Below are 12369 nucleotides of genomic sequence, written 5' to 3'. Positions count from 1 at the left end.
TGAACATTCCCGAGAGCGGCAACGGCATTCCGGATATTCTGGACGAGATGAAGCAGGAGCTGGACTTCCTGCTACAGATGCAGGATACCGCGTCGGGCGGCTTCATTGCCGGAGGGCCAGCAGACGAACAGCCTCATCTTCGTCAAGGACGGCGACGGCACGTCGTCCAACGTCAAGCCGACTGCGCCGAAGGCCGATGCGGCGGCAGCGTTTGCCGACCGTGTCGGGAAGCTCCATCCATCGTACTTCAATCAGCTGTTCAAGAAGCATAAAGGGATCACGCCGGTCGGCTATCGCAAGGCGCTCCAATAGCGGGAGCCGGCCGGCTATCGCGCGAACGACTAGAGTAACGGCAAGCCCCGGCAGCGATGACCGCTGCCGGGGCTTTGTACGCAAGTTAAGATTTCGAAACCATTTTCTTCGCTTGGCAATGCTCGAGGACCCGTTCCGACATCCAACGGTTGACCTCCCACAAATCCGCGACCGGCACGTTCGTGAACGGCAGCGTAGGCATGTACCCCGGAGGGCCGAATTCCGCGGTGAACGTGGCCTGCGCAGCGCCTTCCGCTGCCTGGCGGTTCAGAATGGTGCGCCACCATCCCAAGTGCAGTTCCAGTTCTTTGCTATACTCAGGGGCACCGGGATGAGGCACCTGCGGCCCTTCGGGAAAGCCGACCCTGGCATGAATGTGAATGGTTCGTTCCATCGCTAGCGAAAGCTGCTCTTCCTGGTCTTCCAGATAAGATTCGCAGACGTTCATCCAATGGCTGAAATCGGCCGTGATCCTAAGCTCCGGAAACTTCCGCAGAATCCGGGCCGTCGTCCATGGCGTAAACATCGCCCGCTGCCGGTGCGTCTCATGGCCGACCGCAATCCCGAACTTTGTCTCCGTCTCCAGCGCCGATGCGAAGAACCGGTCCTGTTCGTCTTCGCTCATGCAGTCGCGCGCGCTGTGGGACACGATCTTAACTGGTCCGAACCGGGCAGCCTGCTCCACCTGCCTGTAGAACGAATTGGCATGATCTTCGCCCGTGAAGACTTGCGCGATGTAGGCGAGACCGTAACGGTCGAGCAGCTCTTGGAACTTCTCTTCCATGCCGGCAGGAGGCAAGGCCGCCTCCACGCCGACGTAGCCCACCGCGGCAACCCGCGCGAACTGCTCCTCGTAAGTGCCCTCCATCCCCCACAAGGCTTTGATGCTTAACAATTTCATGCACGATCTCTCCTTGGGCCCAATTAGTATAGCGGGTATTTCTGCCGCAAATCCTCGCGGTGAAGCACGTTGCTATCCTCGCGGATATAGTGGCACACGTACGAGCGGCGCCAGCGATCGAGGCTTCTGTTCTTGTTCGAGGAATGAATGAGCAACTCGCTGAAGAACAGAATGTCGCCCTTCTCCATGACGACCGGAATTTGCCTGCTCGTATCGACGCCCTCGGTCTCCTCCGTCCACGATTCGTGTTCTTCGAGGTTTCTGACTGCGCCATGGGGCAGCAGGCCGAGCTTGTGCGTTCCGGGCATGACCCACAGACAGCCGTTCTCCTCGTCGACCGATTCTTCCATCGCCGTCCACGCCGCGATCATCGTCATCGGATCGTTCTTGATGTAATAGTAATCCTGGTGCGACGCTTGCCCCGGGGAACCCGGCTCCTTGTAGAAGTACATGCTCTGCACGCATACCGCTTCCTTCCCCATCAGCTGCTCCAGCGCCCCCCTGACGACGGCATGCTTCATCAGCTGCCGGGAGAAGCTGTCATGCTTGTGCGGATTGAACAGGCGAAGCGAATATTTCTTGCTCTCTACCACGGCAGCCCATTCCGGCATCGGGGATTGGTTGCGAATATCGTAGATGTGTCCGTTAAAGGCATCAATCAGATCAGCGCCCATGCCGTTCTTGAACAGAAAATAGCCCTGCTCCCTAAAAAATTCGACATCTTCCTGGCTTAACGGTTGAAGCGGCGGCGCATAGGTCTTATTCATCGCGATTCCCTCCATGAGCAATAGGTTTTCTTGCTAGGAACAGCTTACCGCAGCCATGCCGTCGCAACAATGACTGCAATTATCAATTATGTGTCTGATATTGACATCGATCGATGCGAGGCCCTAGAATAAAGCCAACATGCACCCCATTTACGACATTTCAACCGAACGGAGCGTCGATGATGCCTGAAGAGCTTCCCCTTCAACTGGACCATATTTGTTCGGTCATTGCCGGGACGGTCGTCTATCCGCCCGGCGGCCGCTTCGGTCCGCGCATGCAACAGGACATTCAACTGGTCATGCTGTACACCGGTACGATGGAGGTCGTCGTCGACGATCGGACGCTGCACATTCAGCCCGGTCACGTCGTCAAATTAATGCCCGGACACCACGAAACGTTTAAGTTCGCGGAGGAGGAGGAAACGTGGCATCGGTGGATTGCCGTCCATGTGCACCATTTATCGGAGGAAGCGCTGGCGTTCGTGACCCAATTGCCCGTCATCCTTCCCTTATCCGAGGAGATGAACCGGCTGACCGATCTTCTGCTGTCACTTCAGCACAGCGCGTTGCCGGACGATCCGTTGCTTCGCACCTTAGGCTTGGCGGCGCTGCAGCTATATCCGACGGAACGCAGGCTCCTGTCCGACCGCGAGAAGCATGCCTCCGTCTACAGAGCCATTGCATGGATGAAAGAACGCTATGCCGACGAGATCGCCTTGTCCGATCTGGCGGAACAAGCCGGCGTCTCTTCTGAGCATCTCGTCCGCTTGTTTCGGCAATACGAGAACGACACCCCCATGCGCTACCTGTGGAACTTGCGGGTGAAACGGGCGCTGGACCTCCTTGTCCACACAGGTTTGACCGTCACCGAAATCGCAGAGCGCTGCGGCTTCAAGACAAGCCATCATTTCTCCAGACATATGAAGCAAGCGACCGGCCTGACCGCTACCCAAATCCGCCACAACTCCTGGCAGGGACTGCGCACGAGCAAGCTTCGGCATCCGGACATATCCATGAAGAAGGAAGCCCCGCGCGAATGAGCAGGGCTTCCTTCTTATGAATCGGACCGAAGCAGGCGAACTTAATCTGCGCGCTTGCCGGACCGGATTCGCTCCCGGTATTCCATTTGGTAGCAAAGATGAACTTGTCCGAATGACTCTTATCGATCTCATGAATAAAACCATGAACAAGTACATATCGAGGTGTCGAGGAGTTTTACAAGGAGAGGACGATTCCTTTTTTTATTAATTTGATCGAATTAGGTAAACAAGAAGGTTGTATCGACCCGAATCTTTCAATGGAAGCGGTATTGTTTTATATTCAAATGTTTAAAGAAGTGCTGGCTCGACCAGGATTTATAGCACAATCTAGCACGTCGATGCTTCAAGATATGGATCGCCTTTTTTACTACGGATTGATTGGAAAACCGCGGATTACCGGAATCGAAGAGGACGTGGACAATTTAGTGTGAATGGTGAAACTTCACCCGAATCTCCACACATAACCAGTCGTTTTTGGGACAACAAATCTCAAATGAATCATTCGTCTATATCGAGTCAGGGATTCGCCAGTAGAATCGTCGCATGGTCAATAGAAACATCTTTTTATTCGATCGCATTCAAACGAAACTAAATAACCAGTCGCCGATTCATTATCGACGACTGGCTGCATAACTTGAAAGGAGCTTTGATCCCTGTCTCAAACGAGGGTCAGTCCGGTTAGATACGGATTCTTTTTATCTTGTGTTTTAACTTATGTCTATTAAGCTCCCTTACAACTCCAGATCTGCCGCCCGGGCGTTCGCTTCAACCTGCTCCGGACTTTTGCATCCCGGAATGACGCAGCTAACGGCTGGATGCTTCAAACACCAGGCAAGAGCCCACGATGCCATGTCGACACCTTCTGGTACTTCGTTCTTCTGGATTTCACTCACCAACTTCAGCTTCTCGTCTATCTCTTCACGCTCGTGGCCCTTCCTGACATTGTCTTTGAACACGATGCCCGGCTTGTATTTGCCGCTCAGGTAGCCGCTGGCCAGCGGGACTCTCGCCAACACACCAAGATCCTGCTCCTGACATGATGGGAATACCCTCTCTTCCGGCTTCATGTCCAGACGGTTATACACAACATGAATAGCCTTCGCATTCAACTCGGTAGCCTTGCTTGTCTGATGCAGATTATCGTTACTTCCGATTGAGATACCGAGATTGCGAATTTTACCAGCCTGCACCTGCTTGTCCAGCATAGTCCACAGCTCATCGTTATCGAACGCCTCATCCGACCCGGAATGGAACTGATACAAATCGATGTAATCCGTTCTAAGGGCTTTCAGGGATTCTTCCAGCTGAACACGAATCTGATCCACGCTCCAGGCATTTGTCCATTGCGCATGCCACTGGTGACCGAACTTGGTTGCAATCACCCAATCCTCACGCCGGTCCCGGGACATAAAATCGCCGATAAATTTCTCTGACATATGGTGAGGTCCGTAGCATTCGGCTGTATCAATCAAATTAATGCCCAGTTCTTTGGCCCGGTAGAGAATGTCATCGACTTCTTTCTGGGTATAATCCTTGCCCCAGTCACCGCCAAACTGCCACGTGCCCACGCCTACAACGGATACATCCAGTTCGGTCTTACCCAATCTTCTGTACTTCATTCTTCTCACCTCATGATTTGATATGTTGGTCAAGTGACCGGATTGTACAATCGGTATAGCACCTAACAGATAACGCTTTCATGATAAAGGATATCGGAAAATCTATCAATCTAAAGCATTTCCATTTTCTAATCCAAGAAGAGGTTCAGCTGGTCAGAGGTGACTTTCGATCGCATCGGTAGTCGCCTTTTTGGCATGGCTCCAATCGTCGTCGCCAGTTTAGCTCACGGGTTCTGAGCCCCAAGGGCTGAGACGTTCTACCCCAGCTCCCCGTAACATCCCCCTTAAAGAAAAAAGAGGTCAACCAGTAAAAACTAGCTGACCTCATAATACGAACGAGCAGATTTTCTTTTATGATTATGGCTGTGTTGCATGAATATTAAAGATTTTCTTTGAAGAAAGCACCTAATTTTTCAACGGCTTTACTTACTGGCTCTGGTCTGTCGTACAGGTCATAATGGCCTGCCCCTTCTATAACGAACAAATCTTTTTTCTCAGAAGCTGCTCGGTTATAAAGGTCATGACCGTCCTTGTATGAACCAAACGCTCCTTGTACGCCACCGACAATGATTTGCAAAGGCTGAGTCAGTAAAGTGTCTGCCAAGTGGAAGGCATCAAAGGCGATGATTGAGTCTACGCTTGTGAATTTCAATTTGTTCGGAGAGTTAGGGTGCTGACCCCTTGGTGTTCTGTAGTAATCAACAGCTTCTACTATGTCGAATTCAATTATGCCGGCCGCTTCTCTTTCTCTGTGACTGCTAGGCACCCATTGTGTAATAAGAGGATCGGCTCCGCGTGCTTCAGCAGTGCGTTGTTGGGCAACTTGCTCCAACATTTTGATGGGATCGAGTTCACGATATCCACGACCTATATTCGCGACGGAAACCGCACCTACTGCTTTGATGCGCCGTTCTGTCATTGCAGTATTTACAGCATATCCGCCTCCTGCACAAACACCTAACACGCCAATACGATTTTCGTCGACATAATCTAGTGTAGTTAGGTAATCAACCGCAGACCGAATATCCTCAACACGGGCAGCCGGGTATTCGGCATAACGAGGCTCGCCTTCGCTTTCTCCTTGATAGGATGCATCGAATACAATGGTTACGTACCCTAGCTCAGCAAGTTTCTGCGCATAAATTCCTACCGTTTGATCTTTACAACTGCTACCCGGATGAACACAGACAATAGCTGGGTTTTGTTTCTTTTCTTCAGCATGCTTTGGTATATTTAAAATCGCTGCTACTTTTAGTCCATGCGCCGGGAATGAAACTCTCTTTTTAATAACTGTCATATGTTTCATACCACCTTCATTTTTTATTACACTTGTGCGTGTTAAGCGCCTTGTGTTTATTTATAATATTGTAAATAAAGAGTTGATCCAATAACCACATTGTGAGTTATGGGTGTTAATTTACATTATGTTTTATGTGTGTACAAACTGAAGGAGGCTTTCAGTGTGGAGAAAATAGATCGAAGAATTGTAAAGTCTCGACAGGCGATTCAAACGACCTTTTTGCAAATGTTAGTTAAGGAAGGGTTCGACGAGATTACGGTCAAAAGTATTACGGAACAAGCCAATTTGGGTCGAAAGACATTCTATCTTCATTATGTTGATAAGTATGATCTGTTAGATAAGATTGTAGATGACCATATTGTTCAATTGCGAGAAATATGTGACCAAAAAAAAGATATGGGGATTATAGAGGGTTCGATAATATGGTTCTCTTATTTTGAGCAGCATAAATTGTTCTTTGCTTCTTTGTTTAAAAGTAAATACGCTTCTTCAATTCGCAGTAAGCTGTTATCGTTTACTACAGGTGAGATAGACAACAAGCTTCATAAGGATTCGCGTCCCCTTATTGATAGGAATGTTTTCTTGAAGTTTTTAGGAACAGCAACCATGGGAGTACTGGAGGCTTATGTACTGGAAGAAATAGATAGTGATATTGAAGGTTTAGCAACGCAAGTGGTGCAATTATATGAGAAACTTATGAACTAAAATGACCTGTTCCAACCTTCTCACGGAATTCTTCGAACATCTCTTTGAGTTCACATTTGTCGTCCGGCATTGAATACCACTTAATTCACGTAACTTGAGCGAATCTTTTAAGTTGACGAGTAACGGTTTCGAAAATTTCACTCTTGATCTGGAGTGTACTCCAAGTTGTATCATTATCAGTATGCAAGTAAATTCCACTTCTTGGAGGCGCGAAATAATGGGAGTTCAAAAACTGGAGCATGTAGGCGTAGTCGTGAGAAGCATCGACGAAAGCTCAGCATTTTACGAGAAAGTGCTTGGCATGGAGCTTAAAGAAATCCGTCAGCCTAACCCTAACGTACGTCTTGGATTTTTAGGTTTTCCCGGGGAAGCGAATCTCATCATCGAGCTGGTAGAAAGAACAAATTCAGAGCTGCCAAACGAAGGAACCGTGAACCATATTGCCTTTACGGTAGAGGATGTCGAACAGGAAGCAGCTCGGATTGCAGAGCTTGGCGTAGCTTTTATTAACGAAAAAATAGTAACGTTGGCGGACGGAACCAGATTCATATTCTTCCAAGGGCCGGACGGAGAACGCTTAGAATTGTATCAACCGGCCTCTGCTTGAGTTAGAATGGGAAGATAAGGAGGTGCGGCAAAGTGATCGAAATTCCTGAATCTGTAAGTTCCATTAAACAGGCATCCGAATTAACGGGGCTCTCCGAGGATACGATCCGCTATTACGAGAAGATTGGCTTGCTTCCGCATGCCGACCGCAAAGCAAACGGACACCGAACGTACAGCAAAAGCCAATTGGCGGGCATGGTTTTCTTAACGAGGCTCAAGGCAACAGGCATGACTCTGGAGGAAATGAAGCATTTCCGTAATCTTTACGAAGCAGGGGCTGCCTCTATCCCTCAGAGAGTCTCCATACTAATGGAACACAAGAAAAGAATTCAGAAAGAGATTGAACGATTGATAGAGACGCAAAGAATTATTGATTACAAGCTCGACAATTATCATGAGATCGTTGTAAATCCCGACTTAAACAATACCGCCTGCAATCCCGCCGAATAGCAAGGATGAATAAGCTCCGAATCGACAAGAATGGATTTTGCAATCCCAGATCGTTCATAACATAAGGTCGAACCATCTCTATTAGCTTTTCGGTTCGACCTTTATCCCCGACTCCTACTGGACACTGAACAAAATGATTGACCATCACCCATTTTTCTCCAGACTCAATCATATCACTTGGATTGTTCATGATTAGCATTGCAACTTTTTGTGGTGTGAGTGTACGATATCATCGATTGAATTTCTCCTTAAGCACTCTTGTCCAATACGGTAATCGGTACAAGTTCTTGCACTCATCTCCCACCACCAACGGTAATGGTTTCTCCCAAAATATAATTTGATACATCTGATGCGAGGAAGCAGATGACTTCTGCTATTTCCAGTGGAGTTGCAGCACGTTTCATTGGGACGGAAGCTACTAATCGTTCGAGGCGGTTATCTTTAGGGGCAAACTTATCATGAAATGGTGTTTCAACCATTCCGGGGGCGACTCCATTTACAATAATCCCATATTCAATAAGCTCCCTAGACATTCCAACTGTCATCGTGTTTACTGCACCTTTTGTTGAGGCGTAGTGGATACTTTCGCCCGAACCTCCAATACGAGCCGCTGCCGAAGAAAGATTAATAATTTTACCATTTTTTCGTGGAAGCATGTCTTTTAATACCGCCTGTGAACATAAGAGGATACTTTTTACATTCAACGCATAGGTATCGTCCCAAAGTTCCTCGGTCATATCCATAAATGTGCTCTGCTTAATGCCTCCACCAGCGTTATTTACCAATACATGAACGGCTCCATAAATCGAAACAACCTCTTGAACCATTGCCTCAACTTGGTCTTTCTTAGTAACATCTGCTTGGACAGCTATACATTCACCACCCAATTCTCGAATCGCAGTAACTGTTTCTGTTGCTCCCTTTTCGTTTGTATTGTAGTTGATGACAACGTTTGCCCCTCTAGAAGCCATTAATTGCGCCGTCGCCTGACCAATTCCAGAACTGGCTCCCGTAATGAGAACAATTTTCCCTTGTAAATCCTGCACAATCTCTACCTCCTGACTGTATTCTTTTTAATATTTGGATATTATTATGTATCAAGCGTGGGATGGAACATTTACCTTGCCTTTATTTCAAGATTACTGCCCTTTTAGTTTAACAATTAGTAAAAAATCAGTACATAATTTTTTACTCTTGTTTATCTAACCATAGGAGATGCAATGGGAATATAAAATTTTCTATCCATACTTGATGAAGCTTTCTTCCCACATAACCATAGCTAGCGAGCCCCACCTAGTCGAGTATATTGAGGTTTTTTTCTTCATGCAGTGATCACTTCATTTCCTTGTTTTTCTGCCCGTCCGTTAGGCCGCCTAAACAGAAAGCCCGCTCAGGGAGCGGGCTCTTAAAATAGATCTTCTATACTTATTTGTACTCCTGCTCATCCAATTCACTGGCTGCTTGCTCAAATGCTTTTTGATGGGGAAGCGAAAGCTTTTCCATCGGTGGAAAAGTTGCTTCAAAAGCTTCCAGCCCGTTTTCATCTGGATACAAACCATCGCTGAATTTAATTGTGCCGGTCACGTCGTCCAGCGCACCATCATAAAGGGGCAGGGCCATGACCCCCGTATAAAATTTTCCATCCGGCATCGAGATATTATATTTTTTTGTGCCAACAAACCCGTACGGTTTGTAATGATAGGGAAATCCACCAAGCACGATGGCCCGATGTCCTTGTTTTCTTGCGCTTTCTATAGCATGTGTTATCAATATGCGACCAAGTCCTTGCCGATGCCGCTCCGGTGTGATGGAGACGGGCCCAAAGGAAAGAACAGGGATTTCTTCACCACCAGGGGTTATCACCTTTGCTTGAGTAAAATGAATGCTGCCAATGATTTCGTTATTCTCTTCAATGACAAAAGACAATTCGGGCATATAGTCCTCGTGGCTGCGCATGGAATGTACAAGATAATGCTCAGTTGCACCGGGGAAGTACAAGTTCCAGAATGCTTTGCGGGTGATTTCCTCGACCCGCCGATAATCCTTAGGTTGTTCGTTACGTATGTTAATCATAGTTGTTCCTCCTTCTGTAAGACAGTTCAGTTGATCCATCTTATTCTTTCGCTATCTCATCTTTTTTTTACATTTTTGATGAATCGTTTCATTTCATCCTTGCCACCGAACATTCTGTTGATTTTCTCGTTTTCAAGCTGTCGGGCACTTAATCCACTATAGGACATTTCTCGTTGTAACTTTTTATAGCTCGCAAACCGTTTTTCGGATAGGGTCTCATTTTTAAGAGCTTCTCTGATCGCACAACCCGGCTCTGTTTCGTGAGAGCAATCGCCAAATTTGCATCGGGCAGCAATTTCCTCAATGTCTTCAAAGGTTTTTGACAGGTTCCCCGTATAGATCTGTAGCTCCCGCATACCCGGCGTATCTATGACTATGCCGCCGTTCGGCAATAGCAGCAGTTGTCGATGCGTTGTGGTGTGTCTGCCCTTTGCGTCATCTTCCCGTATCGCTTTTGTTCTCAGCACATCCTGCCCCATAAGGCGGTTAATGAGCGTAGATTTGCCGACGCCTGATGAACCGATAAACGCGATTGTCTTTCCTTGCCCTACATAAGTGCTAATTTCATCCAGCCCATCCCCGTTTTCTGACGAACAGGTAATTACATCCACGCCCATGCTCACGGAAGCAATATCCGCCAATTTCTGTGGCAAATCATCGCACAAATCCGACTTCGTCAGGACGATAACCGGAGTTGCCATACTATCCCAAGCAATCGTTAAATATCGCTCAATTCGCCTGATATTAAAATCTGCATTGAGCGACATGCAAATGAAAATGGTATCGATATTGGCTGCAATAATCTGTCCGGCGTTCTCGGTACCGGCAGCTTGCCGTGACAAAACGCTTTTGCGGCGCAGGATGTGATGAATGATTGTTTTGCCGCCCTTTGCATCTACTCGGTCAATCATCACCCAATCCCCAACGGCGGGAAAGCTAGTTTGGTCATCTGCGTTGTAAGCGAATTTTCCTGATACACTGGCATCGATCTCGCCGCACTCACTGATAACTTTGTATAACTCCCGGTGTTGTTCAGCCACTCTGGCAATAAATAAATCGATGTACGTAGCACCTTCCTGTTCAAAGCGTTCATTTAGTCCGTAGTTTTTCAAATTTATATTCACTGGGTTCAAATCCTGTCTTATATATTCGTCGAGTAGCATACCTAACCCCATTTATAGCGGCTTAGTTTTATCCTGCTACGTAACGTTTCTTTTCAAAAACTTATCCACATGCTCCAAAAAGAGAACCGTTACTTCATCTTTATTAGTGAGTTCATCTGAAATGCTTATTAGTAGATAAAACGGAGCATAAAACTCAATTGCAAGTTGCTTTGGGTTACTGATATTTAAAATACTTTGATCCATCATTTCTTGAAACAAGTCTTCAATATAGCTGACTGGGCCACTCGTTAAGATCTTTTGATATAAATCAGTCATCTCAGGGCTTCGATATCGCTCAAGTGTCAGCATTCTCCGAAAATCACTTGCAAATTCATCCTCTGTCCAAAAGTGAAATTGAGATTCAATGAATCCCTTTATATTATCGATAGAAGCGTTGCGATAAGTCATCGGGGCTTTATCAAAGGTTTCATCTGGTAATTCATATTTTTGTGCACGCTCTATGTCTTTTTGGTACATACGATCCACAATACACTCAAATATATCTCGCTTGTTTTTATAATGCTTATATAATGCACCTTTTGACATTCCTAGTTCTCCTGCTATGGTACTGACAGAAACAGCCTCATAGCCATCTTTTGCAAATAGGTGCAATGATGTAATCAGTATTTTTTCCTTTGTATCAATCATTAATGCAACCTCCATTGTAGTAAACGATCGTTTACTAATTGTAATTATAGTGAACGATCGTTTACTTGTCAATGAAACTCTCAATATGAATAACATCGATTACTATCTGATTCGAAAAACTTTGATCATTTTCATCGTGCCCTAATTGACCTTGGGTTAATGTTTGTTCGATAAAAAGTACTGGTTGTTTACAACTTACTAGATTTTATGCCTCTTATGAGTTCTCTACAGTTATTATATTTTGCCTCTAAAGATGAATACAGGTGCTGAATTGCTAACTTTGGTTGAACATACCTCCCACATGTGTATATATCAATACTTGCATAACCGTTCGCGTGGCTGGAACCCTTTTCCGCAAAGCTTTCACTTTCCCTATCGCTTGAACGGTAGGGATGCCTAGCTTCCTTACGCCGCTCCCATCGGGTTTGGAAATCTCTCTTTACGCCGCACTGGACTTGGATTGAATTGCCTTCCCGGATGCTTCGCAAGAGCTCGTCTCTATTCTCTCGCAGCCACGGCAGTGCCGCTTCGACGGTCATCCCGTCAATTTCCGGCACCCCATGATTGCTTCTGACCTGCTTGTAGGCTTTATTCAGATTGTCTCTGCTTAGTATCTTTTCAAGCAGGTCGTCTGCAACGTCCCTTTCTCCGAAGATGCGTGCTTAGCTGGGCACGCTCTTAAAAAAAGGAGCAGCTGCCCGGCGGCAAACTGCTCTACACTGTTTTCAACTAACGTGTCCCGTTAGTTTAATAACACCTTATAAAATTTAATTAATGTATTATTG

14 protein-coding genes are annotated in these 12369 nt (G+C 46.7%); 5 read left to right on the top strand and 9 right to left on the bottom strand.

Going from position 1 to position 12369, the window contains the following annotated elements; translation table 11 throughout:
* Positions 1–105 precede the first annotated feature (105 nt).
* The gene (locus tag BK126_RS29925) at positions 106–312 is read left to right on the top strand and encodes an AraC family transcriptional regulator (protein ID WP_076314053.1); all 207 of its coding nucleotides are present in this window, start codon (positions 106–108) and stop codon (positions 310–312) included.
* Positions 313–397: 85 nt separating this feature from the next.
* Here BK126_RS29925 and BK126_RS18775 read toward each other — a convergent pair whose 3' ends face one another.
* Together BK126_RS18775 and BK126_RS18770 are read right to left on the bottom strand one after the other, a co-directional pair.
* Entirely contained in the window at positions 398–1213 is an 816-nt protein-coding gene (locus tag BK126_RS18775) for a sugar phosphate isomerase/epimerase family protein (RefSeq protein WP_076314052.1), read from the bottom strand.
* Between the two features lie 23 nt (positions 1214–1236).
* On the bottom strand, positions 1237–1980 hold the full coding sequence (locus tag BK126_RS18770; RefSeq protein ID WP_076314051.1) for a phytanoyl-CoA dioxygenase family protein: 744 nt from the start codon (positions 1978–1980) through the stop codon (positions 1237–1239).
* A gap of 179 nt (positions 1981–2159) precedes the next feature.
* On the opposite strand from BK126_RS18770, the gene BK126_RS18765 reads away from it, so the two are divergent.
* Positions 2160–3020: an AraC family transcriptional regulator gene (locus BK126_RS18765; RefSeq protein ID WP_076314050.1), complete on the top strand. Its 861-nt coding sequence runs from the start codon at positions 2160–2162 to the stop codon at positions 3018–3020.
* Between the two features lie 731 nt (positions 3021–3751).
* Here BK126_RS18765 and BK126_RS18750 read toward each other — a convergent pair.
* Together BK126_RS18750 and BK126_RS18745 are read right to left on the bottom strand one after the other, a co-directional pair.
* Entirely contained in the window at positions 3752–4639 is an 888-nt protein-coding gene (locus tag BK126_RS18750; protein ID WP_076314047.1) for an aldo/keto reductase, read from the bottom strand.
* Between the two features lie 379 nt (positions 4640–5018).
* Positions 5019–5936, bottom strand: a complete 918-nt coding sequence (locus tag BK126_RS18745) for an alpha/beta hydrolase (RefSeq protein WP_076314046.1) — start codon at positions 5934–5936, stop codon at positions 5019–5021.
* A 165-nt stretch (positions 5937–6101) separates the two neighbouring features.
* On the opposite strand from BK126_RS18745, the gene BK126_RS18740 reads away from it, so the two are divergent.
* The 3 genes from BK126_RS18740 to BK126_RS18730 all read left to right on the top strand — a co-directional run bounded on the left by BK126_RS18740 (position 6102) and on the right by BK126_RS18730 (position 7700).
* Positions 6102–6644: a TetR/AcrR family transcriptional regulator gene (locus tag BK126_RS18740; protein WP_076314045.1), complete on the top strand. Its 543-nt coding sequence runs from the start codon at positions 6102–6104 to the stop codon at positions 6642–6644.
* 217 nt (positions 6645–6861) lie between these two features.
* The gene (locus BK126_RS18735) at positions 6862–7251 is read left to right on the top strand and encodes a VOC family protein (RefSeq protein WP_076314044.1); all 390 of its coding nucleotides are present in this window, start codon (positions 6862–6864) and stop codon (positions 7249–7251) included.
* Between the two features lie 32 nt (positions 7252–7283).
* Entirely contained in the window at positions 7284–7700 is a 417-nt protein-coding gene (locus tag BK126_RS18730; protein WP_076314043.1) for a MerR family transcriptional regulator, read from the top strand.
* Positions 7701–7993: 293 nt separating this feature from the next.
* Here BK126_RS18730 and BK126_RS18725 read toward each other — a convergent pair whose 3' ends face one another.
* The 5 genes from BK126_RS18725 to BK126_RS30270 all read right to left on the bottom strand — a co-directional run bounded on the left by BK126_RS18725 (position 7994) and on the right by BK126_RS30270 (position 12123).
* Positions 7994–8746 carry an SDR family NAD(P)-dependent oxidoreductase gene (locus tag BK126_RS18725; protein WP_076314042.1) on the bottom strand — a complete coding sequence of 251 codons (753 nt, stop codon included), beginning with the start codon at positions 8744–8746 and terminating at the stop codon, positions 7994–7996.
* 379 nt (positions 8747–9125) lie between these two features.
* A complete protein-coding gene (locus BK126_RS18720; RefSeq protein WP_076314041.1) occupies positions 9126–9773 on the bottom strand; it encodes a GNAT family N-acetyltransferase in 648 nt (215 codons plus the stop codon).
* Positions 9774–9829: 56 nt separating this feature from the next.
* Positions 9830–10936, bottom strand: a complete 1107-nt coding sequence (gene rsgA, locus BK126_RS18715) for a ribosome small subunit-dependent GTPase A (RefSeq protein ID WP_256702924.1) — start codon at positions 10934–10936, stop codon at positions 9830–9832.
* A 36-nt stretch (positions 10937–10972) separates the two neighbouring features.
* Positions 10973–11584, bottom strand: a complete 612-nt coding sequence (locus BK126_RS18710; RefSeq protein WP_076314040.1) for a TetR/AcrR family transcriptional regulator — start codon at positions 11582–11584, stop codon at positions 10973–10975.
* Positions 11585–11772: 188 nt separating this feature from the next.
* On the bottom strand, positions 11773–12123 hold the full coding sequence (locus BK126_RS30270) for an S-adenosylmethionine decarboxylase (protein ID WP_368665075.1): 351 nt from the start codon (positions 12121–12123) through the stop codon (positions 11773–11775).
* Positions 12124–12369: the final 246 nt, after the last annotated feature.

Source organism: Paenibacillus sp. FSL H7-0326 (genome assembly GCF_001955535.1).
GTDB lineage: Bacteria > Bacillota > Bacilli > Paenibacillales > Paenibacillaceae > Paenibacillus > Paenibacillus shunpengii.
Note: the sequence above shows the minus strand (reverse complement) of the source record. Positions and strands in the feature narration are given on the sequence as shown.